Below are 25,299 nucleotides of genomic sequence, written 5' to 3'. Positions count from 1 at the left end.
GTAATAAATTACACCTTGGTGGCAGTGAATCCAAGGCAAAACACTGTGAAAAACAGATACTTCGATTGCCTTGCTGCGCTCGAAATGACAAAAAAACGCCGAACTTGGTATTATGCACTCTGCCAAAGAAACCGGGTTTTTTACCCGATTTGTGCGCTACAACGCGCGTATTTTCGCAAAAAAACCGGTTTCTGACCACCGGTGCGTCAATACTGTTTAAGAGAGAAAAGAACGGATAGTAGCCATCGCCAAATTCAGATCCAGCGGCTTGCTCAAATAACCAGAAGCGCCAGCTTCCAAACATCGATCGCGATCGCCAGCCATCGCCATCGCCGTCACCGCAATCATCGGTACCGACTCCCATACAGGATCTGCCTTAACTCGCCGCATCAACTCAAAGCCGTCAACATCCGGCAATTGAATGTCCATCAAAATCAAATCCGGCAGCAACTCCGGCGCAGTAGAAGCGGCCAAAATTCGATCGACCATCGCCTTCCCATCCGCGATAATCTCTACCCCGTAGCCCTCCAATTCCATCACCTCCGAAATTAACATTTGGTTAAAAGGCTGGTCTTCCACAACCAAAATCCGCTTGCTACCAATTGGCAAAGCGATCGTAGAAGCAGGGATTAACTTAGAATCCAAGGCACAAGCAGCAAAGCTTCCCGACTCTTGACGCATCTCCGTCAAAGGCAGCCAAACGCGGAACACACTGCCGACATCGCAAACAGATTGAAAAGAAACAGTCCCCCCGTGCAGTTCGGCCAAACGCTTAGTCAAGGCCAAACCCAAACCGGTGCCTTCGTGCCGCCTAGTCAGGGAAGAATCTACCTGTTGAAAAGGTCGAAATAGCAAGTTCCAACGGTCTTGAGGAATGCCGATGCCGGAGTCTTTCACTTCCAAACAAAAATAAGGAGTGCTGTCATTTACAGGAGAACAATCCGGTCGATAATCGCCTTGGATTTCGCTGCCGTAGGCCAAACGCCCGCTGAGTTTAACTTGTCCTTGTTCCGGTGTAAATTTGATGGCATTGGAAAGTAAATTAATCACAATTTGTCGCACTCGCCGTTCGTCTATCAAAACTTTATTAATGCGGTAATCTAGTTCTGAAGACAAAGCAATCCGCTTTTTTTCTGCCCTCGGCTGAATCATTTTAAGACAATCTGTAGCGAGTTCGTGAACGCGCACTGGCAGCAAATTTAGTTCTACTTTCCCCGCTTCAATTTTAGAAAGATCGAGAATATCGTTAATTAGTTGCAACAAGTGCTGGCCGCTTTTTTCGATCAGTTCTACATAGTTGATTTGTCGAGTGCTCAACTGTCCGGCTGTTTGGCGCAGCAGCAAGTCAGAAAATCCGAGAATGCTGTTGAGAGGCGTCCGCAATTCGTGGGACATCGAAGCTAAAAACTCAGATTTCAATTGAGAAGAATACTCTAATTGTTCGTTAACTTGGCGGAGGTTTTCTTGTGTCTGAGCCCGCTCGATCGCCGTACCCAGCGTCCGACAAGCCGCTGTGAGCACTTCTTGGTGGAGGGAGGCTTGCAATTTTTTGACGTTGCGGGACTCCAGCGTCAACACTCCGATGATGGTGCCGTCGGTAGAGGCGATCGGAAAAATGCCCAATTGTCCGATTCCCGGATGTCGAAATTGTGGCACAGCATTGGGATGTTGGGCATAGTCATCGACAAACAAAGGTTGACCGGTTTCCACCACTTTCCACAGCAAACCGATGCCGTAGGGAATACCTTTGTCTAGCAATTCTTGCATTCCGGCGGCGACTGGTTCCCCGTAACTAGCCAAAAATTGACCAGAAACTTGGTTGGAAATTGCCGCCGCTTGTCTGTCTTTTCCCGAACCGCTAATTACTTTCACGTCTCCGAAAGCAGCATTCGTCGCCTCTACCAAATAGCTAAGGGCAAACCTACCTATTTCTTGCAAACTGTGAGAGTTTTGCAGGCGTTCTGTTAAACCTAAAAGAAAGCTCAGCCTTCTGACTTCTGCGTTCAAGCTAGCTTGGGATGTTCGGTATACAGTAACGTCTCGAAAGGTAAACAGTCTCCCGCCGCTGTTGGTAATTGTGGCGAAGACTTCCAAACAAATGCCGTTGGATTGCTCGAAATAAAATGATAAATTTTGTTCCTGAGATGTTTTCAGTGCTTCCTGAAACTGTTCCCACTGCTGAAGCGACAAGTAACCGCGATCGACAATTTCGGCAAATAGCAACTCGCACTTGGGCTTTGTGGCCAGCCATTCTGGGGACAGTTCCCAAGTGTCTGCCAATTTTTTGTTAAACAAAACTAAGCACTCAGACGAGTCGAACAGAGCGATGGCATTGTCTACTTGGTTGAGAATCAGTTCTTGGTCTGCGCTCAACTGCTGCAAGTCTGTGTCCATTTTTTTTGTGTCTGTAGCTCTTAGTTTTGCGGTCATAACTGTCTGCTGGTCTGCCAATAGTTATTTTATAACTCTTTACTTAATTTGACATAATTTTACGTTTGTTGGGGGTGAGGGCGATCTGCGGGCTTTGAGATCTGAGGCACTTGCTGGTTGTGGAGGGCGATCGCGCGATCGACTTGGAGTGTCTAAAAGTGCGATCGACCGTACAATTAAATCATTATATTCAGCAAAAATCGCTTTTAAATCCCTGATTATTGTGAATAAAAATTAATTTTTGGGGTCTTCGGGGTTTGCGGTGCTCATAAAAACTAATTAGAAAAGCCAGCTAATAGTCGAACTCGAAAATTGTCAAAATTAACAAATCCATAGGCTTGACGCTTAATCACTTTGAGACGATTGTTGATTTCTGACCTACAACCACTCGTTGTTCGGTTCAAGAAATAGTTACAAATTTCATCGATATGATTGCGAAGCATTGTATATTTTGATGACTATTAAAAATAGTCAAATCCTCTCCCTCTCTCCCCCCTCAATCGCTATAGACAATCTATATGAGCAACAGCTTACTATCCCGAATCAATTCATGTATATTGCATATATCGAACGCAGTCAAATCGAGCTTGGTGCAAAGAAATCGGGATTAGGATGAGTGGCGTTCCTCTAGAAGACTACCTAAAAATATCAGCAAGTCAAAGAAGAAGCAAGCTAAGTCTGACGAAATAATTCGTAATTTGATTGAGGAAAAATTTGGAGCAGGTAAAAGAAGATTTAGCCTTGGTAGAGTCATGGCTAAATTTTCTAATACTTCTGAAACAACCATCGCCATAATTTTTCTGGTGATGAATATTTCCGCCTGGGTACGGCCGGCTTTTTGGCTTTGTTTATGTCTATTTCACAACACAAACCTTTTTTCCGGTTTTCGGTCTCGGATAATTAGGAAAAAACTATATTTTAGTATATGCTGTTTTCTGACTTTTTCAGCAATCCCTAATTAAGACTTGAGCAGTGCAATTGGACTAAAGTCCTCATTAGGAACATCAAGAAGTAATTTTTATATCATAAATCGGTTGATTTGTCAAGCAATTCCAGTGGCAGATAAATAAATCTGGCACTTGAAGGCCCACAGAGGCGATCGCAGGTGCAGCCGGAAAAGGCCAAAGTCGATCGAACAAAATCCTCTCCCCTACAAACCCAAACTGCATCAAATAAGTCGCCGGAGGCGCATTTAAAATATCCACCAACAAGCGGTAAGCTAACTGGTACAACTGCTGCCGCCAAACATCCGACAAATGCAGCGGTTGACGGTAACTCAACTCGCCCGACAATTTATCGGATTCTGCTGCGATCGCCTCAGCATAAAGCGGCCCCTTTGCTGTGTGCACCACAGGGAGCCAAAAACTGCCCTCGCCGACGGGAAAAAGCAGTTCCTCAGCCACTCGATCGCGCGCCACCGCAACATTGCGGCAAAATTTAAACACATCTTGACCCGGAAAAACCAGATCGGACGGCACATCCAGCGTCATAGGACAAACGATCGCCCCAGCGGAGGCGATCGCTCCAGAATTGAGTGCAGAAATTCCACAGATATTGACTTCGGTTAAAGGATGAGATCGAGCGATCGCCTCAAGGAGACTTGCTGCTACTTTTTGCCCGTCACCCGTCACAATCAAAACCTCAGACATTGCCAAAGCTCGGCATTTGAATCCCGCGATCGTCATCAGGATCGACACTAGGCAGATCCAAGCCCTTAGCCTTGCGATTGCGAACCGCCAGACGGTAAGTCACGCTTTGCAACTCTGTATGCAATTGGCGGTTTTCCTTTTGCAGTTGATCCAGCTTTTCCTTAATCGGCTCGATCCGTTCGGCAAACTTCTGGCGGTAAACCCCTGGCAATTCCTGAACAACTTGTTCGAGCATCCGAGAGCGATCGGTCAATTCTTGCACTGACTGCCGCAGTTGGTAAACCTCAGCATCCCGATCGGCGATTTGTTCTTGATAAAAACCCACCTGTTCTTCAACAGCTTGCAGTTGTTCGCGCATCGCCTGCATTTGAGCTTGGTGGCGATCGGAAACTTCCGGCGCAGGAACAAAACTCGTATTTCCCTTCACCAGTCTGAAAAGTTCTTGAGACAACTGCTGCACCAATTGGTCGCGCATTTGCAGCTCTTCGGTGAGACGAGATACCTCGGATTGCAGTTCTTTTGAGCTTACAAGTTTAGTTAGATTCACGATGACTCTCAGCTTTTGCTATAAAATGTGTTTCTTTAAAATATCTTTCCCTTACCGAACAGGCAAGACGCACGGTCAAAGTTTTTAAGCTGTGTCGGCGCGTTGGAGCGATCGAGCATCAGCCAAGGATCAAGCTCAGTTTAACGCAGATCTGGTCTCACCGATCGCAGTCGAGAGCACTTTCCCAGCTTCGTCCAAAGTGCTGCCAAAACAGATAATTCCGTCCTCGTGACCGGCCATCGCCAGAATTTTGCGATCGGCGAGATTCTCCTCCTCAAAAAGTCTAAACATTTCTAAGGCCATTTGAGGAGTGCCGTAAGGTATTTCTTTTCTAGTAGTAGGAATTTTAAACAGCAGTTGTTGCCAGAGTTGAGGATTGTGGATGTGAATAATCGCCCCCACATCGCTAGCGTGAAGGTAAAGTGCTGCGTGAGTCAGGGACTCCGACGAAGCTGGTACTGGGCCCCGGCAGCAGAGGAAATTTTGTTCTAAGTTAAATTCGGAAACAGTACAGTAGGATTCTGGCCCTAGCTGCGGCAAGTGTGCTGTCTGGGTGCCGGAAATCACGAACTGGCAAGAATTGCCAATCCTGACGCTGACGTTCCCAAACCCGATGCCATTTTCGTAGACGGCAATTAGTCCCCAAGAGTGGAGTCGATCGCGCCAGTCCATCAAATCTGCTATGTCCCCGGCAGCTACAGGGTCTGCCTCTTTCCAGTCACAGCGGTACTTAACGACTCCTTCATCCATTGATTTTCCTGCAAATTGCGGACACGACAGACACGGCTGGCTCAAATACTTTACCGAATTTGTCAAACTGCTTTTTTGCCGGCTGGGTCTAGTCTACATTCCAGTGTCGCCGTAGTTGGCGATCGACATCAACAAAAAGTAAGCTACGAAAGAAGAGCCAATTATTCCAAATATCATAGGTTTAGCCTCAACTGGTGATTGCAAAAGTTAAATGTAAAAAGTACGTTTTCAGGCTGGGAGCTTGATTGCAGGCTCTGGCCAGAGCTAATTTCTTCTGTGAAACTATGTAACACCCCGAACAACTTATAGCTTTAGACTACAGCATTTATACTGAGCTGAGTTACTCCCTAAGAAACATTTAACGAGAAACTATGCCTTTATAGGTAACTCAAGTAAAAAGCAACCGTATATTTACGTATTTTTTTTCATTATACATACAGGGAAGCAAACGGAACAACCAAATTACATATCTTAAAGATTTTTTAACTAATTACCCAAAAGGCAAACCGATCGAGCAGTGAATGCCCGATCGGCTCTGGGTTTTCTGTGGAGCGAGCGCGCCTGCCACCTTTTAAATGTGGAAGTGATACAAGATACTGCCGTCGTCTTTAATTTCGCAATTGGCATTAAAGATTTCAGCTTGTTCGTTCAAAAAACGCTGGGCGACATCCGGCGACAGCCGCGTCTCCATCGCAAACCGCACCAAAGTGATTTCGCCGCGGTTTTCTTTGATCAGTCGGTACAAAGCACTTTGGAGCCTTTCGCTCTCTTCTCGCTGAAAAGCTGTTTTGTGCTGCCAATCTGCCACCGAAGGAATCAAACCGCGACTTACCAAAATCGCCAACAGCAGCCCAACTCCCAAAATCAGAGGCACAGTCGGATCGCTCGTGGGTGTGGCCACAATTTGCGGCGCTGTCGCGGCAGCCAAACTGCTCACCATTTCTTTTTCCGACGCTTGCGTATCCGCCATCGCGAGCTGAGTTTTGTTGTAAAAGTCTTGCTGAAGCTTCATTTGCTGCAACAGGCGAGCGCGCTCTCTTTCGTATTGGTCGAGTTGTTGTTGAGCTTGTTTGAGGTCTTGAGTGACTTTTGCCAAGCGTTGGTTGAGCGACTGATTGACTGATTGCCACCGATATCTGTTAATCAGGCGGCTTTTTTCAACCATGCCTTTCATCAACATATCCGCCGTTTGCACTGCTTGATCCCGATCGAGCGAGCGATACCCAACAGCAATCTGTAGAGGTTCTTCCGGCTTAGAAATCTTGACGCTAGCATTTTGTCGAACTTGCTGAGGCGACAGCTTAACTGCATCTGCGACTGCTTTGACAACATTATCTGCCAGCAGAACATCGGGAGTCAGTTGCTCTCCCTGCTTGAGAATTGTCGCGCCCGTGCTCGAAAATTTGACTGGCGGATTATTAGAAGCCAGAGTGCCTTGAGCCAGGAATCCCGGCAGCGGAGCTAGGCGGTAGGCTAATGCCCCTGAAATACCCATAATTACAGCAAAACTGCCTAGGGCAATCCATCTGTACTGATTTGCTGAAGATCTAAAACGTAAATTTCCCATTTTGATAGTCAAGTCATAACATTCACTTTGCTGTTGCAGCTAGTCCCAAACCAAAGAGCGATCGTCTCTTTCTTTTGAATGAAATTGACTGCGGAAAAATCACTCAGATTGTAGCGAAAAGCTCTCAGATCGGCTTTTCAGAGTTGCAAATATTCATGTTTCCAAAAAAGCAACGTACCTGTGTTTTTTCCTAACTATAACCTCAGCTTTTTTGTTTAGGAATTACTCAAAAAATTGCAGGTATGACGATGATAAAGTCAAGTTTGTTGCCAATTGGGGAGCCTCGTGCGAGAGTGAAATCTTGCGGAGCCTCGCCGTGTTTGTTGACACTTAAAACTTTCACTTTTTCGCCTGCTGCAATCCTCCAATTATTTTACTTCTTGGTGTGCGTTTTGCGGAAGCGATCGCGCGGGTGGGTTGTGGCTCGATCCTGCGATCGCCCGCAGGTTGTACGGCACTTCGTTCTCATCTGAGATGCCCTCAAACTCGATACTTCTTGTCACGGCACATTCACAGCGATCGCAATTACGATCCACCCGCGCGATCGCGATTAACAAACTGCTAATTTTGCCGAGCTTCTCAAATAAGAGCGAGTAAAACAATCAAAAAAAACTTAAATATTCTTCCTAAAAAGTTACTAGCCCAGAATTATACCACGCACTAACAGTATTTGCTAAAAATAAAAAAGTTGTGGAGCGGGCCACAAGACCTGCTCCACATCAAAAAACGATCGTAGGATAAAGTTATGAGCGATCGACCGTACCGACGAAAGTTCAGAAGCCGATCGGCAAAATAAGACCCTCGCGGGCCATGACAGCCTTGGGGAAAGCGATTTGCACATCTTCGGCGATGCGATCGAGAAAATCGTCAGTATGAGCCGGATCGTGGTGAAAAATCACCACTCGTTTCACCCTTGCTTCCTTAGCCATTCTCACCGCTTCCTGCCAAGTCGAGTGTCCCCAACCCACCTTCGGAGACTTGGGATTGTGATATTCCTCGTCGGTGTACATCGCATCGTAGATCAGCACATCAGCGTCGAGGGCCAAATTGTAGACATTCTCATCTAGTCGATCGGGAAAATGCTCCGTATCAGAACAGTAAACCACCGAACGTCCCTGCCAACTCACCCGATATCCCATAGCAGTATTCGGGTGATTCAGAGAACCAGTCCTAATCTCAATATCGTCCAGCATCATCGTCTGGTTGTGATTGAGTTCGTAGAAATTCAAATCTGCAGGCAAACCCATCAGCGGCACCGGCGAATTCGAGTGCAGAATCCGTTCCACAAAATGCCTTTTGAGACAATCTCCATCCGGCGGAATCGCCCCATAAATATCAAACCTATTGCCGCGGATAAAAGCTGGGGCGAACAGCGGGAAACCTTGAATGTGATCCCAGTGATAGTGAGTAAAAAACATATAAGCTTGCACCGGCATTTCTTGCATCAACTGGTCTCCCAGCATCCGCAAGCCTGTTCCGCCGTCAAAAATCAAGCGTTTGCCAGCTACTCGCATTTCCAAACAAGAAGTATTTCCGCCGTAGCGAACAGTTTCCGATCCTGGTGTCGGAACACTGCCCCGCACGCCCCAGAACTGTACGACAAAATCATCCATACCTTTTATTGATTCCGAGGGTTGAGGGCAATCAACGGGAGTTGCCGCTACAGAGGACAAGCTGATTTCCATTTTAAAATTCAGACTTTAAGGTTCCACATTGTCCGTGATGGCGCAGCAGATGGTCGCACAACACTAAAGCTACCATTGCTTCCACCATTGGCACAGCTCTTGGCAAAACGCAAGGGTCGTGCCGTCCTTTGGCCGCTAGCAGCGTTGCTTCACCCTCTCGGGTAACTGTGCGCTGCTGCTGGCGAATTGTCGCAGTTGGTTTGAAGGCCGCCCGCAGAATGATATTTTCACCGTTAGCAATGCCACCCTGAATTCCGCCGGAACGATTCGTCACTGTACGAATTGCCCCTTGTTCATCAGTATAGTATTCATCATTGTGTTCGCTGCCCAAAAGCATAGTCCCGGCAAAGCCAGAACCAATTTCAAAGCCTTTGCAGGCGGGCAAGGACACGATCGCTTTGGCCAAGTCGGCTTCGAGTTTGTCGAATACGGGCATTCCCAGACCTTTGGGTACGTTGCGGGCGACGCATTCGACTACACCGCCGATCGAATCTCCGTTGTCGCGAACTTTTTCGATTAGTTCAATCATTCTTTCGGCGCAGTCGGCATCGGGACAGCGGACGATGTTGCTTTCTACTTGTTCTAAGGTAACAGTGTCCGGGTCGGCGACGCATTCTAAGTGTTTGATGCGTTTGACGTAGCCGACGATTTCGACTCCAGCGGATTGAGAGAGAATTTTTTTGGCGATCGCCCCTGCTGCTACTCTACCAATAGTTTCCCTCGCCGAACTTCGACCTCCGCCTTGCCAGTTCCGAATTCCGTACTTAGCATCGTAGGTAGCGTCGGCGTGGGAAGGGCGGTAAGTTGTCGCCATTTCGCCGTAATCTTGAGGACGAGTGTCTTGATTGCGGACTAAAATTGCGATCGGAGTTCCCAGAGTTTTGCCTTCAAACACCCCCGACAGAATTTCGCAGGTATCTGCTTCTTTGCGGGGCGTCGTAATTTTGCTTTGGCCCGGGCGGCGGCGATCGAGTTCCGCTTGAATTTCCGATGCGTCTAGCGACACCAGGGGCGGACAACCGTCTATTACTACTCCCACACCGCCGCCGTGAGATTCCCCAAATGTCGATATCCGAAATAAATGCCCGAAGCTGTTGCCCATAGTGCTTTCGCCTAAAACCTGATAATTTTTACTTTAACTGGAAGATATATTTTTCCAATAGAGATTTACTGTATTTTTGCAGAATCTAGCATTGACTGGGGAGGCGAAAGGTCGATCGGGCCAAAGCAGAAGTTCGATCGCTTCGGAGAAGGGGAGAGGGAGAGAGGGCGAGAGGGCGAGAGGGGGAAAATTGGGCAAACCTTCCTTCTTCCTTCTTCCTTCTTCCGACGGACTTACATCCGTTACATCCGTTACATCCGTTACATAATCCGTTGCCGAACTTCCTTCTTCCTTCTTCCCTCTTCCTTCTTCCTTCTTCCTTCATCTCTAATCTTCGTGTTCTTCAAAAGGATCTCTCAATTGCTTGGCGGGAGGGCCGAAAGCCGTGTAAATCGTGAAGCCGGTGATTGCCACCAGACACATACCGAGAGAAATACCTAGAAATGCTGCTGGTTCCATATTGGGGAGCAATTATGAGTTATCCACTCTATAATATTACAAAAAATAACAATCCGTCTCAAAGTCTAGTGATTTTAGGCTGGGTAGGGTATGGCAGCATCCGGGGGAGACGGGGAGACGGGGAGAGTCGGAGACTGCGGCAGAGTCGGGGAGTGGGGGTCTAAAAAATTGCGATCGCAATTAGCGGTGGAAGTATGTCAAACTTTTCTGTAGAGATTCATTGTAGGTGACTTATGGCACAGCGGACTTGGTTAGGAGATATACTCAAACCCCTTAACTCAGAATACGGCAAGGTAGCCCCTGGTTGGGGAACCACCCTGTTGATGAGCGTTTTCATCGGACTGTTTTTCGTGTTCTTGTTGATTATTTTGCAAATCTACAACTCTTCACTGATTCTGGAGAATGTGGATGTCGATTGGTCGAGTCTCGGCCGCTAAAATTTGAGCGCGAAACAGTCAGGCTAACAGTAAAAGCTGAGGGTAGAGGAGAAAGGGTGAAAGCTAAATTTTCCCATTTCCCCTTGCCCTTTCCCGTTAGTGGCTCGTAATTTAATGCTAATTAATTAAACAAAATACCGGAGAAAAAACATGAATATTTTTGGAATTGGCTTGCCGGAAATGGCCGTAATTTTTACCATCGCCCTGTTGGTATTCGGTCCGAAAAAATTACCTGAAATCGGTCGGAGTTTCGGAAAAGCACTGCGGGGATTTCAAGACGCTTCGCGGGATTTTGAGTCGGAGTTTACGCGGGAAGCCAAGCAGTTAGAAGAAGCAGTCGCAACTACCAAAAAGCCCGAACCCGAAAAAATCGCGGCAGCCAAGGAAGATACCGCAAACAGTTAGATGAATAACACTCAGAAGTCGGAAACACCAGCGGAGTTAATAATTCCCCAGCTAATAGTTGGCTTGGGAAATCCAGAACCAAAGTACGATCGCACGCGACACAATATCGGCTTTAATGCAGTGGATACCTTGGCTAAATCTTGGCAAATTTCCCTGTCAGAAAACCGCAAATTTCAAGGCATATTTGGCGAGGGAAATCGGCCGCGGGGACAGAAAATCCGCTTGCTGAAACCGTTGACGTACATGAACCTGTCCGGCCAATCGATTCGGGCGGCCACAGATTGGTACAAAATACCTCCAGAGTCCGTATTAGTAGTATATGACGATATGGATTTGCCGATCGGCAAACTCAGAATGCGGCTAGCAGGTTCAGCCGGCGGCCACAACGGCATGAAATCGACAATTTCTCATTTGGGCACAGACAAATTTCCCCGCTTGCGGATTGGCATCGGCAAACCTCAAAACGATCCTGCTAAAAATGACAAAGATACGATTTCCTTCGTATTAGGAAAATTTTCCTCAGAGGAAAGTCAATTAGTAGAGAAAGTGCTTAAATTAGTTGTAGAAGCTGTGGAGCTTAGCCTCCACCAGGGAGTAGAAAAAGCCATGAGTCTTTACAACAATCGTACCATTGCAGAAACAAACGCGGAAACAAAAAGGTGAGTTCGAGACGTTTGCCCGAAACAACTGCATATGTCCGAGTGACTGGCCAATCTTGGCTAAAAGGCACCATTGAGGGTGAAGTAAGTGCCGGCAATTTTGAGTGGCAGTTTCAGTGGCGTTTCACCGCAGAAAAAACACTGATACTGGAACCATCTCGGGGTAGGGCATTGATTCAAGAACCGCTGCACCGTTTTCTGGAAAAATGGGATTATCAGCTTGAACCGGGCGGCGATTATTCGTTTACTGTTAGGGCTCAGTTTTAATACTCAGAAACCGGGTTTTTACGAAATACTTCGTTACCACACCCTAAACCTCTCAAAAACCCAGTTTCTTTGGCCTGGAAACACCTTGAGTCAGAAACCAAATTTTTTAAGAAATACTTCGTTACCACACCCTAAAACTCTCAAAAACCCGGTTTCTTTGGCCTGGAAACACCTTGAGTCAGAAACCAAACTTTTTAAGAAATACTTCGTTACCACACCCTAAAACTCTCAAAAACCCGGTTTCTTTGGCCTTGACGCTACGAACTAAGAAACCGGGTTTTTCCGAGATTTATGGTTTTCAACAAGTATTTTCGTAAAAAACCCGGTTTCTGGCCTCTGATGAAATGCGGGATCATCAGTTGATTTGTGGTGATTGCAGCAATTCTTGAATTAAAGCAGGCGGGGTTGCTTCTCGGTAAGCGCCGCAATAATACATCGTCAAAACCGCTTTGTAAGCCCAGTGATTGGAAGGCACATCGGTAAAAGGATTGGGCAGAGTTTCAGCCTGATTGAGCACGCAAGCATTGAGGATTTGTTCGCGGGTTGGCTGCACTTGAACTAAAGAATTATTTAGCTTGACTTGTGCGGTAGTTTGTGCTTTTACAGAAGCAGAAAAGTTGGCACTAATTAGCAGTATAGCTGCGGCAAAAATCGTGAGTTTCATAGGTAATTGGTCATTGGGAATTGATAAAATGACAACAGTCAACCGACAACCAACAACTGCCAACTGACTACTGACTAATTTTTCGCATTCCCACAGCCAATACGCTCAAAAACAAAAGCCCCACTGCCCCAGCCAACGGATTGCCGTTAATTCCTGTCACCCAATCGGGAACAGAGCCAGAATATCGCACTAACTCTGCGACGTTAATTATATAGTATCCCCAGACTAAACCTGCATGAAGCCCGATCGACAAACCCAATCGATTTTGACGGCTTCGCTTTGCCAAAACCAGAATCAAACCCAGCAGCAACAACCCCGGAAACTGAGGCCAAGTCCGCAGCATTCCCTCCACAGATTTGATAAAATGAGATAGGGCAAATACCAGGCTATTCGCCCGCACAGAAATTTGATAACTGTAATCCCGCTGCAATTCGTCCAGCAACCAACCCCGGAATACCAACTCCTCGGCAAAACCGACTCCAAGGGCGCTTAACAGCCCTTCTGCGATGATTCTCGGCAAATTATCAGAATTTTGCCATGCGACAAAGCCAAGCAGTCCTTGCGCTAAAAATAGGGTGAAAGTTATCGAAATGCCGATCGCCAATCCAGTCAAAAGCTCAAAACCGTTTTGTCGCGTATTGACTAAACCGTAACTTTTGAGCAATTGCGTTTGTCCGTAAACCTGTTTTCCCCAGCGCCACACTAGGAACAAAAATTCGACAAACAACAATCCCATTGTCAGAATAGTTGCTAGGTTACTATCTTTAACTAAGAGATAAATTGGTGCTGCGACGGGCAGCCAAATTGCTAGCAAGATTAATAGGAAAATTATCACACGTAAAGGAAATGGATAACTGGCTATTTTGATGAGGTTAATCATTGTTGTAAATTAAACAGGTTTTACATGATATCTGTAGGGACACAGCATTGCTGTGTCCTAATCCGCGTCAGGAAACGGCATTGCCGTTTCCCTACCAGGATTAGGGACAGGGCAATGCAATTTTTTTCCCAGGATTAGGGACAGGGCAATGCCGTTTTTTTCCCAGGATTAGGGACAAGGCGATGCCATTTTTTTACCAAGATTAGGGACAGGAGAATGCCGTTTTTTTACCAAAATTAGGGACACGGCAATGCCGTTTTTCTACCAGATATACATAGATTTGACATAACCTCTGTAGGGAGACAGAAATGCTGTGTCCTTACCATGATTAGGACACAGCATTTCTGTCTCCCTACCCGGATTATAAACACGCCATTGCCGTACCCTAATGTACAAAGCAGACGGAAAAAGCTAGAATGGCATCATATCGGTTAAAACTTTAAGTAAAGCAAAGCTATAACATCAGGTAACAATGACTGAAGTATCGGATTTCTCAAATGTCGATCGCGAATTAGACGACACAATATTAAGTTTCGCAGACATTCAAGCAGAACTCAACCTGCGCCGCGCTAAAGATGCTCTGCGAGATATAGTAGAAAATCTCGACTTGACACCACAAGAGCGAACTGGACTGGAGCCGGAAATTGGCGGCTTGGAAACCATGCTGGACAAGCTAGAGCGCGCTTGCGTGCAAATCGCTGTGTTTGGGATGGTGGGAAGGGGGAAATCTTCGGTTTTAAACGCGCTACTCGGTCAAAATGTGTTTGAAACTGGCCCGACTCACGGGGTGACTCGCACCACAACTATTGGCCAGTGGGATGTCGGAGATGGTATTGATGACGATTTACCCGATGGCTTAGGCCCCGCTACGCTACGACTTTCGCCTGTTATTTACCGTTTATCGCAAGTAGAATTAATCGACACTCCGGGAATAGATGAAGTTGACGGCGAAACTCGCGAACTTTTAGCCCGCCGCGTCGCAAAACAAGCCGATTTGATATTGTTTGTAGTTGCTGGCGACATTACGAAAGTGGAATATCAAGCACTTTCGCAGTTGCGGGAAGCCGGAAAACCGATGTTATTAGTTTTCAATAAAATTGACCAGTATCCCGATGCAGATAGGCTGGCAATTTATCACAAAATTCGGGACGATCGCGTGAGAGAATTGTTATCTCCCGATGAAATTGTGATGGCTGCAGCTTCACCTTTAACGGCGCGGGCGGTGCGCCGTCCCGACGGAAGTATGAGCGTGCAAATGACTCGTACTTTACCACAAGTTGAGGATTTAAAATTAAAGATTTTGGAGATTTTAGACCGGGAAGGAAAATCTTTGGTGGCGCTGAATACGATGCTTTGTGCGGGGGATATTAACGAGCAGTTGGTGCAGCGAAAAATGGAGATTAGAGAAGACGCGGCTAACCGGATTATCTGGAATGGGGTAATGACTAAAGCTGTGGCGATCGCCCTAAATCCAGTTACTGTAGTTGATATTCTCAGCGGTGCGGTAATTGATGTGGTGATGATCTTAACTTTATCTAAAGTTTACGGCATTGCGATGACGGAAGCGGGGGCGGTGGAATTGCTGCAAAAGATTGCGATTAGTATGGGGGGAATTACTGCGGGGGAATTGTTGGCTAATTTGGGTTTAAGTTCTTTGAAAGGATTGTTGGGTTTGGCGACACCGGCGACGGGAGGTTTGGCCTTGGGGCCTTATCTTTCTGTGGCTGTGACTCAAGCTGCAATTGCTGGGGTTTCTTGCTACGGAATCGGTCAAGTTACTAAGGCTTATTTGGCTAATGGTGCTTCTTGGGGAGATGATGGGCCGAAGGCTGTTGTGAGCAAGATTTTGTCTTCTTTGGATGAGGATTCTATTTTAAATCGGATTAAGGATGAGTTGCGGGCTAAGTTGAATTTGGGGAGTGGGGAAAAACCGCAATCTTAATAGTCAGTAGTCAGTAGTCAGTAGTCAGTAGTCAGTAGTCAGTAGTCATTAGTCAGTAGTCATTAGTTAGTAGTCAGTAGTCAGTAGTCAGTAGTCATTAGTTAGTAGTCAGTAGTCATTAGTTAGTAGTCAGTAGTCAGTAGTCAGTAGTCAGTAGTCAGTAGTCATTAGTTAGTAGTCAGTAGTCAGTAGTCAGTAGTCAGTAGTCAGTAGTCATTAGTCATTAGTCAGTAGTCAGTAGTCATTAGTCAGTAGTCAGTAGTCAGTAGTCAGTAGTCAGTAGTCAGTAGTCATTAGTCAGTAGTCATTAGTTAGTAGTCAGTAGTCAGTAGTCAGTAGTCAGTAGTCATTAGTCATTAGTCAGAAGAAGCAATTATGCAATAACAAACACCAATTCCCGATGCCCAATGCCCAATGCCCGATGCCCGATGCCCGATGCTTTTAGGCCCGATGCTTTTAGGCCCGATGCCCGATGCCCGATGCCCAATTCCTAATATTATGTTATTAACTATCTCCACAACTCGCGTCCCTGCTACAGATTTGGGCTATTTGCTGCACAAACATCCCGATCGCCTTCAATGCTTCCCGATGACTTTCGGACAAGCCAGCGTGTTTTATCCTGAAGCAAATGCAGACAAGTGTACGGCGGCTTTGCTGTTAGATGTCGATCCGGTTGCTTTGGTGCGGGGAAAGTCGAAATCGGGCGATCGCCCGCTCGAACAATACGTTAACGATCGCCCCTACGTTGCCTCATCCTTTCTCAGTGTCGCCCTCGCCCAGGTCTTTAGTACCGCCCTATCTGGGCGCTGCAAAGACCGCCCGGAACTCGCAGAAACTGCCCTTCCGTTGACAGTTAAGCTGTCGGTTTTACCCTGTCGTGGCGGCGAGAAGTTCCTGCGCCAAATGTTTGAGCCGCTTGGCTATCAAGTCACAGCAAAACCGCTGATTCTTGACGAGCAATTTCCCGAGTGGGGCGCGAGTCCTTACTTTGCTGTGGAATTGCAAAATACAGTGCGGTTGGCGGATTTGTTGAGCCATCTTTATGTACTAATTCCTGTCTTAGACGACGATAAACATTATTGGGTGGGCGATGATGAAATCGAGAAGTTATTGCGTCACGGCGAAGGTTGGTTGAACGCGCATCCCGCCCGCGAACAAATTGCCGATCGCTATTTGAAACGCCAGCGCCGTTTGACTCGCCTTGCTGTTGCACAATTAGCAGAAGAAGATAATACAGATCCCGAAAAACTCGAAGTTTCTCGTGCTTTAGAAGAGGAAGTTTTAGAACAGCGAATTAGCCTCAACGAACAGCGTTTAGAAGCTGTGATGACTGTTTTAAAAGCCAGCGGTGCTCAGCGAGTGGTAGATTTGGGCTGCGGTGAGGGAAAACTGCTGCGATTGCTTTTGAAAGAAAGTGCGATCGCCCAAATTACCGGAGTCGATGTGTCTTTTCGGGCTTTGGAAATCGCCAAGGAACGATTGCAGGTCGATCGCTTTTCTCCCGCACAGCAATCTCGCTTACAATTGATCCAAAGTTCCCTGATTTATCGGGACAGCCGCTTGACGGATTTTGACGCAGCAACGGTGATTGAAGTGATCGAACATCTGGATTTAGAACGGTTGGCTGCTTTTGAACGGGTTTTGTTTGAGTTTGTGCGGCCGAAAATTGCGATCGTCACAACTCCCAATATTGAGTACAATGTTCGGTTTGAAAACTTGCCTGCGGGTAAATTTCGCCACCGCGATCACCGTTTTGAGTGGACGCGCGGGGAGTTTCAGGCTTGGGCGAATGGAGTTGCTGAACGGTTTGGTTTTGGGGTAGAGTTTCGATCCGTTGGAACCGAGGATTTAGAAGTGGGTTCGCCTACGCAAATGGCAATATTCACCCAGTCAAAATAATCTCGACAGTCTGTTTGTGCTTACAATATAGTTAAAGTTGAAAAAATGCAGGCTTCAGCTATGAGTAAATCTATTCAAACCCGGATCGTTGAAATTGACAATTCTCAGGGCATTCACATTCCCAAATCTTGGTTAGAGCAAATTGGTATTAGCGGAGCAGTAGAAATCGAAGTTCAGGGCGATCCGATCGTCATTCGTGCAGCTATAAAACCGCGAGCAGGTTGGGATGAAGCGTTCGCAAAAATGGCAGAGCAACATGATGATGTCCTGCTTGATGATGTCACCGCTACAGAGTGGGAGGAGCTTGAGTGGCAATAGTAGTCAAACCTTTTGATATTTTTGTAGTTAACCTTGACAAGCCGGCCAACGAGTAATATCAATTCAGCTCTTCATTAGAATTATTTATCTCTATTCTCTCTCTCTGTGTTCTCTGCGCTCTCTGCGGTTAAATAATCTTGATGCAAGCAAAAACGAGATAAATCACAATTATTAAACAATGAAAATTACGATTCCCGAACTATCTTTAGTCCTGCTGATCGGTGCATCCGGTTCCGGCAAATCCACCTTTGCGCGCCAGCATTTCCAACCGACAGAAATCATTTCATCGGATTACTGCCGCGGCCTGGTTTCCGATGATGAAAACAATCAAGCGGCCACCGCTGATGCTTTTGAAGTGCTGCATTTAATCGCTGCTAAACGTCTGGCTGCGGGAAAATTAACTGTGATTGATGCTACGAACGTTCAGCAGGAAAGCCGCAAACCTTTGTTGGAATTAGCCCGAAAATATCATTGCTTTTTAGTAGCAATTGTGCTAGATTTGCCAGAGAAATTGTGTGCCGATCGCAATCAACAGCGTCCAAACCGCAATTTTGGGAATCATGTCATTCGCCGCCACGTTCAGAATTTAAGACGATCGCTCCGAAATCTCGATCGCGAAGGCTTCCGCTACGTTCACATCCTCCGCACCCCAGAGGACATCGCAGCAGCCCAAATCGAGAGACAACCGCTGTGGAACAACCGCAAACAGGACACAGGCCCCTTTGACATCATCGGCGACGTTCACGGATGCTGCGGCGAATTGTCACAATTGCTGCAACAGTTGGGCTATCAAATTGTCGGACAATCCAGCGCATCCGGCTTTTGGGATTTTCCCACCTACGCCCATCCAGAAGGGCGTAAAGCCGTGTTTTTGGGCGATTTGGTCGATCGAGGCCCCCGCATTCTCGACACCCTCAAACTCGTCCGCAACATGGTAGCCGCATCAACAGCATTGTGTGTCCCCGGAAATCACGACATCAAATTACTGCGAAAACTCAGCGGCAAAAATGTCAAAATCAACCACGGACTCGAACAAACCTTAGCAGAAATTGCAGATTTACCCGATGAATTGCGCGAATTAGCAGTTAGCGAAATTAGGCAATTTCTCGATAGTTTAATCGGGCATTACGTCCTCGACGGTGGCAAATTAGTCGTCGCCCACGCCGGAATGAAAGCAGAACTTCAGGGACGCGCATCGGCCCGCGTTCGAGATTTCGCATTGTACGGAGAAACCACAGGCGAAATCGATGAATTCGGCTTACCAGTCCGCTACAATTGGGCCGCCGAATATCGAGGTCAAGCTGCTGTTGTTTACGGACATACCCCGATTCCCGAAACAGAATGGTTGAACAATACTGTTGATATTGATACGGGCTGCGTTTTCGGCGGCAAACTAACAGCTTTGCGGTATCCTGAAAGAGAATTTGTCAGCGTTCCTGCTGCGATGATTTACTGCGAACCAGCCAAACCGATCGCATTTCCATCCATTGCAACTCCAGACAACAGTTTTCTCGCCACAAATCTGACCGCCCAACAGCAGTTTGACGATGTGCTGGATATTTCCGACGTGCTCGGAAAACGCATGATTTCAACAAGGCTGCAACGTAACATTGCAATTCGCGAAGAAAATGCGATCGCAGCCCTGGAAGTAATGAGCAGATTTGCCGCCAATCCCAAATGGCTGATTTATTTGCCGCCCACCATGTCTCCCGCTGCGACATCCAAAGAACCGGGACTTTTAGAACATCCAGCCGAAGCCTTTAACTACTACCAACAGCAGGGCGTATCGACAGTTGTGTGCGAAGAAAAGCACATGGGTTCCCGTGCAGTTGTCATTGTTTGTCAAGATGAATCGGCGGCTAAACGGCGCTTCGGGATTCTCAACAACAGCATTGGCATTTGTTACACCCGTACAGGTCGGCATTTCTTCGATAATTATACCTTAGAAACAGAGTTTTTAACGCGGGTAAATCGCGCTCTTTCTGCCAGCAATTTTTGGGATAAATTTAAAACTGATTGGGTTTGTTTGGACTGCGAATTAATGCCTTGGTCTGCCAAAGCTCAAGGTTTATTGCAAGAACAATATGCTGCCGTGGGAACCGCATCCCGTCACGGGTTTGCAGAGGCGATTCAGCAGCTAGAAAAGGCAAAACAGCGGGGAGTTGCAGTTGATTCTGTCTTGGCTAGCTACCGGGAACGAGCCGATTTAGCCGATCGCTATGTCAATGCCTACCAGCGCTACTGCTGGCCCGTAAAATCCATATCTGACCTCAAGTTAGCGCCTTTCCACATCTTGGCAACCGAGGGAAAAGTTCACACTGACGAAAATCACTGCTGGCACATGGAACAGATAGCAGAAATCTGTAATTTTGACCTAGAATTGCTGTTAGCTACTCAATACAAAGTAGTTAGAATTGCCGATCTTGACAGTCAATTGGCAGGGATTCAATGGTGGGAAAAAATGACTGATGCTGGGGGCGAAGGGATGGTGGTTAAACCGATGGAATTTATTGTGAACAATAGCAAAGGACTGGTACAGCCTGCGATCAAATGTCGCGGTAAAGAGTATTTGCGAATTATTTACGGCTTGGAATATTCTTTGCCGGAGCATTTGGAAAAATTGCGATCGCGCGGGCTTTCCGGGAAGCGTTCTTTAGCGTTGCGAGAGTTTGCTCTCGGTGTAGAATCATTGGAGAGATTTGTGGCGGGCGCTCCTTTGAGACAAGTTCACGAGTGCGTTTTCGGAGTTTTAGCGATGGAGAGCGAACCTGTAGATCCGAGGCTGTAATCTGAAGGTAGAAAGCAGGCGATCGCTGCTGGGATATTCTATTTCTGATTGTTCGATAGAAGTGAAAACTGTCACAGTTTAAGCCTCTTCAGTTATCGCTAATTTTATTTTAGCACTTAAGTAATAATCAATAACCAACAACTAATGCCAATTTTAAAAAGTCTTGCTGAGCGCGATCGATCTTATATAAATTATCGTTCATGCGCTCTCACCCCTGGCCGGACACGGCAGTGCCGTTTCCCAACAGACGATAGCTGATAATTTTTATGTCGCACTAATTTTCATAATTGTATAACAACTAACAACTGAGGGCGGGCACGCACCATCCACCGCCCCTACCAACTAACAACTAACAACTAACAACTAACAAATAACAACTAACAAATAACAAATAACAAATAACAAATAACAAATAACAAATAACAAATAACAAATAACAAATAACAACCAACAACTAACAACTAACAAATAACAACTAACAAATAACAAATAAAAACTAACAACTAACAACTAACAATAAAATGGCGTTTGTCAACTACAAACGCCATTTTATAGAGTTACAAACGCGGCGTTTTATCTTGTTTAAACGACGCTAACCATTGGCGAAGTTCGTTGGCCGCAATCTCGCGCCCACCCAAACCAAAGGCTAGAGCAATTCCAACTGCGATCGCCCCTAGCAGTAGCCCGAAAGCCAAATTCACAATATCGCTGCCAATGCCCATTTGTTGCAGCGCCAAGGCCGAAACAAAAGCAATAATCGCGATGCGAGCCGTTTGGCCCAACAACCGCGCTTGGCGAGTTCCAGAACTAGCAATCAAACTAAACGCTAGGTTCGCCAAATACAAGCCGATCGCAAATACCACCAAACCGGCCAGCACCCTACCTGCAACCAGCACAATACCGCTGACAATCGCCGTCAGCGCCGGAATCCCCAGCACGTCGGTAGCAGCAACCACAGCAAACAGCATGATGCCTACCTGCACCACAATGCCGACAAATTGCGAAGGCGTGCGGGCCGGCAGATCCGGTTCTTGCAGAATCGTTGCTTCAGGATCGATCGAACTCGGCGGTAGTCGCAGCGGCTGTTTCGGCTGCACTCCCAACCAAGAAAAGATATTGTTAAACCCAATTCCGGTGAAAATATTAGTCACCAAATCGCCGATCCAGCGCCCCAAAATGTAAGCAACTGCCAGAATTATGGCTGCTGTGAAAATGTTGGGAAGCGCGCCCAGAATCGTGTTGAGCATCGCGATGGCCGGCAGCGAAATCGCCTGGATGTCCAAAGCGTTCAAAGCTGCGATCGCCGTGGGAATCAAAATCAACACGTAGACGATCGTACCGATAATCCACGACAGCGATTGTCCGCCCGAACTCCGGGAAATGCCAAACCGAGCGCCCAAACTGTCCGCCCCAGCAGCAGCCAGCAGATTCGTAACAATCCGCTGCACCACTTGAGCCAGCAGCCAGCCCACAAACCCGATCAGCAAAGCTTCCAGGATTTTCGGAATTGCCGCCAAAATTTGGTTGAGCAAATTATTAACTGGTAGCAAAGCCTGCTGCAAATCCAGTGATTCGAGCACCAACGGCAAAAACAGCAGAAAAATGAACCAGTACAGCGCATTCGCCAGAGTCTCGCTCAGCAGCAAAGGATTCTCGCTTGGTGCATTCCCCACCTGCTGATTCAAGCGCTCGTCTACGCCAAAAGTCCGCATCGCCCGCGATAGAGCCAATCTGGCAATTGTCGCCAACACCCAAGCAATCCCCAGAAAAATTAGGGCTTTAGCTAACTTCGGCAAAGCACCAGCAATTTGATTGAGAAAAGTATTGAGGGGTTGCGAGACAGCCGTTAGATTCAGCCGGTTGAAAAAGGCAACTAGGAAAAAGATAAAAATGATCCAGAATACCGCAGCGGAAATCCATTTTTCCACTTGCGGGGAGCCTTCTCCTGCCGGACGGCCAGTAATCCAACCAGCCAGTCGGTTGTCTATGGTAGTCTTCTTGAGCAATCCCCCGACTAAAGATGAGACAAGGGCTGATACGATCAAGCCAATTAGCAGGATACCGATCGCCCAGAGGAGATTTTCCAGGTTTGAACTCACCACAAAATCGTTAAATCCGCGTTCAGCATCTGTCAGGGGATTCGGGGTGGGTTGGACTTGCGCCAAAAGGCGTAGCGTAGCGGGGCGTAAGCCATCGGACATAACCGCTATTGGACTAGATATCTGTTGAGTTATTTCTTGCCAAGTTTGATTCATTTTTTTCTCAGGTTGACGTCACATTTGACAAGGCAGATAAAAAACTGTCAGAATACGCTTCTAGCTTGCAGGTTTTCATGTCAATTCGTCAAGTTTTCGAGCAATCAATTGAAATTGGCGCTGCAGCCACCTTGGTGGAGCGCTGTATAGTCGATCGCACTTTGATGCACAAGTGGCTCAATCCCATGCTGCGCTGCGAACCAGAGGGCGAGTGGGATACTGCTGTGGGAAGCCGCAGCTTGTTCATCATAAAAATTCCGGTTTTGCAACCCACTTTAAACAGCGTCGTGTTAGAGCGACAACCCGGTTTAATTGTTTGGGGGTTTGACGGATTTTTCCAAGGGTGCGATCGTTGGGAATGCCAGCCCCACATCCAAGGAACTCTTTTGATTAACCGCTTTGAATTTCAAATCCCCAATCCTTTAATTAAATTTGGTTTCAATAGCTTTGCAGCTTCTTTGACAAAAAAAGATATGAAAGACCAACTCCGCCGACTCAAACGAGTAGCGGAGCAATTATCTCAAAAAATTAGTAATAGCTAATAGGTAATACCAATTCCAGTTGCACTTATACATGATTGTTGACTGTTGACTGTTGACTGTCAACAATTATGTATGAGTGCAACCGTAATAGATATTATTTACTTCCCAGCCCCCGGCGATGAATTTGGCTGACAAATCATTTGCCTTGCTTGACCAGCAGTATTTTGCAAAGCTGGGGAATTCTTATAGATATCCTGCATATCTTGCAAATCTTTGATGACTCGCTGATAGATTACCATCGCTTGATCTCCATTCACTTCTAAAGCGGTAGGCCCGTAATTTTGAATCACTTCGATCAGCGATATTTTGCCATCTTTAGAAGCTGCGACTAAAGCATCGCGCAGTGCCGGCGCGCTTTGCAGCCGAGTTGTCGGCGTATAAGCAACCTCGCCCAATTCTTTGAAAACAATTTCCCCAAAATAAGTATTTGCCAGCCGCATTACTAATTGGGAATCTAAAGCCACTTCTCGCGTTAATATTTCGCGCACCGCTTCGGGTTTTTGTTTCGCCAGATTCAGAACGCTTTGCAATTGAGGTGATGCTTGGCCGGTTTGTGCAAAGCTTTGCAAATCGCTCATCGGTAAAGTTACGTCAACAGCACCGTATTTTACTGTAACATTGTCTAGTGCAAAGGCTTTGCTGCTGTTCAGAAATACTGCACTTGTCGAGATTAAAAGTGCCAAACCTAATGATAAAGACTTTGACATTTTTTTAGTAAAATGGGCTGACTGTGGTTGCATTCCGTTGAGATAATTTTGTTGAAACTTAAAGTTCATGGGTTTGTGCCTCTTTACGTCAAAATACAGTTTCGATCGATCGCCTCTGCGGGTATCAGTCGAGAAAGTGGAGTCAGGAGTTCCGTAAATGACATAATATTTTACAGTCAGGTCGAGCAAATGTAACCTATCAAAAGATAGGTGTTAATTTCTCGGTTATATGTTATGTCCAGATTTGCAAAAATTCGATCGAACTTTGTAAAACTTATCGAGTGTAGCTTGGGGTGCGATGTTGTGCGATCGCCCATTTAACTTAGTTCCGATCGAGCCTTGCGAGCAATTGGCGAATTGCAGCAGCATCCTCAGCATTCGGAGCATTTGTCAGGTATAGTTCCAAGTCGTGCCGCGCCTCAGAAAAACGCCCCATTTGATAGAAAAGAATTCCGCGATCGCGCCTTTCCAACAGCGCATCGGGAAACAACAGCAAAATCCGTTCGATCGCTCCCAACACCCTCAAAGCATCACGCTGCTGCAAATAAATCGCCTTCAAATTTCCCAGCATTCGCCCCAACAACTGCCGCGTACTTACCGGGGCGAGAAAAGCCAGTTGCAACTCCATCGGTTGACCGTAAATTTGAGAAAGTCTCCCTTGACAATCTTCAGGAAATAGTATCTCGCCACCATTAAACGCATCCACAAAAATCCCAGCATCTTCAAAATCCGGCTTAATCAAAAAATGTCCCGGCATCCCAATCCCCACCATCGGAAAATCAATGCGCTTAGCAACCTCCAAATAAACCAGAGATAAAGAAATCGGAATCCCAGTACGGCGATCGAGCACTTGATTCAAAAAGCTATTGCGGGGGTCATAATAATCAGCATCATTGCCCGAAAATTCCAAATCCTCATACAAATAGCCGTTAATAGTTTGAATGATCCGCAGCGGATAATTCTGTGGCGGGAGGCGCAAACGCACTCGATCGGCGATCGAATCGAGAACATTTAAATACGCTTGAAGCTCTAAATTCGGGTATTCCTCCAAAGCCACATACAAAGCAGCTTTCGCCAGGTCGATCGAGTTGTCTGGCTGATTAATTTCTTGGTAAAAAAGTTGTCGGGCGATCGTCAAATCCATAATAATAATTTACTCAACATTAATTAACATTTTATCCGCATATCCTGTCACCCAAAAAACCCTCAACAAAACCTCTCTTTTCCTCCTCTCTGCGTTCTCTGCGCCCTCTGCGGTAAAAAAAAAACAGCATATCCTGTCACCCAAAAAACCCTCAACAAAACCTCTCTTTTCCTCCTCTCTGCGTTCTCTGCGCCCTCTGCGGT

The 25,299-nt window shown here is 46.6% G+C and carries 26 protein-coding genes and 1 pseudogene; 10 read left to right on the top strand and 17 right to left on the bottom strand.

Annotated features, from left to right (window positions below):
* Nucleotides 1-216: 216 nt before the first annotated feature.
* Both QUA97_RS17830 and QUA97_RS17825 read right to left on the bottom strand, forming a co-directional pair.
* Nucleotides 217-2,394, bottom strand: a complete 2,178-nt coding sequence (locus QUA97_RS17830) for a hybrid sensor histidine kinase/response regulator (RefSeq protein WP_333195403.1) — start codon at nt 2,392-2,394, stop codon at nt 217-219.
* Between the two features lie 311 nt (nt 2,395-2,705).
* A complete protein-coding gene (locus QUA97_RS17825; RefSeq protein ID WP_194067863.1) occupies nt 2,706-2,873 on the bottom strand; it encodes a transposase in 168 nt (55 codons plus the stop codon).
* A gap of 82 nt (nt 2,874-2,955) precedes the next feature.
* Between QUA97_RS17825 and QUA97_RS17820 the strand changes: the two are divergent.
* Nucleotides 2,956-3,392 (top strand): annotated as a pseudogene (locus QUA97_RS17820) (transposase); the annotation flags it as partial.
* A gap of 42 nt (nt 3,393-3,434) precedes the next feature.
* Here QUA97_RS17820 and QUA97_RS17815 read toward each other — a convergent pair.
* The 9 genes from QUA97_RS17815 to psbN form a co-directional block, all read right to left on the bottom strand.
* Nucleotides 3,435-4,079, bottom strand: a complete 645-nt coding sequence (locus QUA97_RS17815) for a hypothetical protein (protein WP_333195400.1) — start codon at nt 4,077-4,079, stop codon at nt 3,435-3,437.
* On the bottom strand, nt 4,072-4,626 hold the full coding sequence (locus QUA97_RS17810; protein WP_194010078.1) for an Npun_F5560 family protein: 555 nt from the start codon (nt 4,624-4,626) through the stop codon (nt 4,072-4,074). The genes QUA97_RS17815 and QUA97_RS17810 overlap by 8 nt, the downstream gene beginning before the upstream one ends.
* Before the next feature lie 135 nt (nt 4,627-4,761).
* Complete coding sequence (locus QUA97_RS17805) at nt 4,762-5,376, bottom strand: class II aldolase/adducin family protein (RefSeq protein ID WP_194067860.1); 615 nt, start codon at nt 5,374-5,376, stop codon at nt 4,762-4,764.
* Between the two features lie 571 nt (nt 5,377-5,947).
* The gene (locus QUA97_RS17800) at nt 5,948-6,943 is read right to left on the bottom strand and encodes a hypothetical protein (protein ID WP_194010076.1); all 996 of its coding nucleotides are present in this window, start codon (nt 6,941-6,943) and stop codon (nt 5,948-5,950) included.
* A 368-nt stretch (nt 6,944-7,311) separates the two neighbouring features.
* Nucleotides 7,312-7,545 (bottom strand): hypothetical protein, encoded by a 234-nt coding sequence (locus QUA97_RS17795; protein WP_194067859.1) that lies wholly within the window; start codon nt 7,543-7,545, stop codon nt 7,312-7,314.
* Nucleotides 7,546-7,716: 171 nt separating this feature from the next.
* Nucleotides 7,717-8,628, bottom strand: coding sequence for an MBL fold metallo-hydrolase (locus QUA97_RS17790; RefSeq protein WP_194010074.1), 912 nt, complete (start codon nt 8,626-8,628; stop codon nt 7,717-7,719).
* Between the two features lies 1 nt (nt 8,629).
* A complete protein-coding gene (gene aroC, locus QUA97_RS17785; protein ID WP_333195397.1) occupies nt 8,630-9,730 on the bottom strand; it encodes a chorismate synthase in 1,101 nt (366 codons plus the stop codon).
* An 85-nt stretch (nt 9,731-9,815) separates the two neighbouring features.
* Entirely contained in the window at nt 9,816-10,055 is a 240-nt protein-coding gene (locus QUA97_RS17780; protein ID WP_333195396.1) for a hypothetical protein, read from the bottom strand.
* Nucleotides 10,056-10,057: 2 nt separating this feature from the next.
* Nucleotides 10,058-10,189 carry a photosystem II reaction center protein PsbN gene (gene psbN / locus QUA97_RS17775; RefSeq protein ID WP_194067856.1) on the bottom strand — a complete coding sequence of 44 codons (132 nt, stop codon included), beginning with the start codon at nt 10,187-10,189 and terminating at the stop codon, nt 10,058-10,060.
* 233 nt (nt 10,190-10,422) lie between these two features.
* Here psbN and psbH point away from each other — a divergent pair, with 233 nt between their 5' ends.
* From psbH to QUA97_RS17755, 4 genes are all read left to right on the top strand, one after another.
* Entirely contained in the window at nt 10,423-10,626 is a 204-nt protein-coding gene (gene psbH / locus QUA97_RS17770) for a photosystem II reaction center phosphoprotein PsbH (protein ID WP_006633692.1), read from the top strand.
* Nucleotides 10,627-10,776: 150 nt separating this feature from the next.
* On the top strand, nt 10,777-11,031 hold the full coding sequence (locus QUA97_RS17765; protein WP_194010071.1) for a TatA/E family twin arginine-targeting protein translocase: 255 nt from the start codon (nt 10,777-10,779) through the stop codon (nt 11,029-11,031).
* On the top strand, nt 11,032-11,694 hold the full coding sequence (gene pth, locus QUA97_RS17760) for an aminoacyl-tRNA hydrolase (RefSeq protein ID WP_194010070.1): 663 nt from the start codon (nt 11,032-11,034) through the stop codon (nt 11,692-11,694).
* Nucleotides 11,691-11,957 (top strand): DUF3146 family protein, encoded by a 267-nt coding sequence (locus tag QUA97_RS17755; RefSeq protein ID WP_194010069.1) that lies wholly within the window; start codon nt 11,691-11,693, stop codon nt 11,955-11,957. The genes pth and QUA97_RS17755 overlap by 4 nt, the downstream gene beginning before the upstream one ends.
* Nucleotides 11,958-12,312: 355 nt before the next feature.
* On the opposite strand, the gene QUA97_RS17750 is transcribed toward QUA97_RS17755, so the two are convergent.
* Entirely contained in the window at nt 12,313-12,621 is a 309-nt protein-coding gene (locus QUA97_RS17750) for an S-layer protein (protein ID WP_194067855.1), read from the bottom strand.
* Nucleotides 12,622-12,688: 67 nt separating this feature from the next.
* On the bottom strand, nt 12,689-13,501 hold the full coding sequence (locus QUA97_RS17745) for a CPBP family intramembrane glutamic endopeptidase (RefSeq protein ID WP_333195395.1): 813 nt from the start codon (nt 13,499-13,501) through the stop codon (nt 12,689-12,691).
* A gap of 472 nt (nt 13,502-13,973) precedes the next feature.
* On the opposite strand from QUA97_RS17745, the gene QUA97_RS17740 reads away from it, so the two are divergent.
* From QUA97_RS17740 to QUA97_RS17725, 4 genes are all read left to right on the top strand, one after another.
* The gene (locus QUA97_RS17740) at nt 13,974-15,443 is read left to right on the top strand and encodes a GTP-binding protein (protein ID WP_333195393.1); all 1,470 of its coding nucleotides are present in this window, start codon (nt 13,974-13,976) and stop codon (nt 15,441-15,443) included.
* Between the two features lie 414 nt (nt 15,444-15,857).
* Nucleotides 15,858-17,342: a 3' terminal RNA ribose 2'-O-methyltransferase Hen1 gene (locus tag QUA97_RS17735; RefSeq protein ID WP_333195391.1), complete on the top strand. Its 1,485-nt coding sequence runs from the start codon at nt 15,858-15,860 to the stop codon at nt 17,340-17,342.
* Between the two features lie 60 nt (nt 17,343-17,402).
* Nucleotides 17,403-17,660, top strand: a complete 258-nt coding sequence (locus tag QUA97_RS17730; protein WP_333195389.1) for an AbrB/MazE/SpoVT family DNA-binding domain-containing protein — start codon at nt 17,403-17,405, stop codon at nt 17,658-17,660.
* 178 nt (nt 17,661-17,838) lie between these two features.
* Nucleotides 17,839-20,448, top strand: coding sequence for a polynucleotide kinase-phosphatase (locus tag QUA97_RS17725; RefSeq protein ID WP_333195388.1), 2,610 nt, complete (start codon nt 17,839-17,841; stop codon nt 20,446-20,448).
* Nucleotides 20,449-21,005: 557 nt separating this feature from the next.
* Here the strand turns inward: QUA97_RS17725 and QUA97_RS17720 are convergent.
* Nucleotides 21,006-22,703 (bottom strand): mechanosensitive ion channel, encoded by a 1,698-nt coding sequence (locus QUA97_RS17720; protein WP_194067848.1) that lies wholly within the window; start codon nt 22,701-22,703, stop codon nt 21,006-21,008.
* A gap of 77 nt (nt 22,704-22,780) precedes the next feature.
* Between QUA97_RS17720 and QUA97_RS17715 the strand changes: the two genes are divergently transcribed.
* A complete protein-coding gene (locus QUA97_RS17715) occupies nt 22,781-23,245 on the top strand; it encodes an SRPBCC family protein (RefSeq protein ID WP_194067847.1) in 465 nt (154 codons plus the stop codon).
* Between the two features lie 98 nt (nt 23,246-23,343).
* Here QUA97_RS17715 and QUA97_RS17710 read toward each other — a convergent pair whose 3' ends face one another.
* The 3 genes from QUA97_RS17710 to QUA97_RS17700 all read right to left on the bottom strand — a co-directional run.
* Nucleotides 23,344-24,021: an alpha/beta hydrolase gene (locus QUA97_RS17710; RefSeq protein WP_194067846.1), complete on the bottom strand. Its 678-nt coding sequence runs from the start codon at nt 24,019-24,021 to the stop codon at nt 23,344-23,346.
* Nucleotides 24,022-24,274: 253 nt separating this feature from the next.
* Nucleotides 24,275-25,096: a SirB1 family protein gene (locus QUA97_RS17705; RefSeq protein ID WP_333195385.1), complete on the bottom strand. Its 822-nt coding sequence runs from the start codon at nt 25,094-25,096 to the stop codon at nt 24,275-24,277.
* A 9-nt stretch (nt 25,097-25,105) separates the two neighbouring features.
* Nucleotides 25,106-25,299: hypothetical protein (locus QUA97_RS17700; RefSeq protein WP_333195384.1), on the bottom strand; the 194-nt coding region annotated here is incomplete at its 5' end.

Origin of the sequence: Microcoleus sp. CZ3-B2 (assembly GCF_036705055.1) — a bacterium.
In the GTDB taxonomy this organism is placed as follows: domain Bacteria; phylum Cyanobacteriota; class Cyanobacteriia; order Cyanobacteriales; family Microcoleaceae; genus Microcoleus.
The sequence above is the reverse complement of the archived record's forward strand: the minus strand, read 5'-3'. Positions and strand labels throughout refer to the sequence as shown.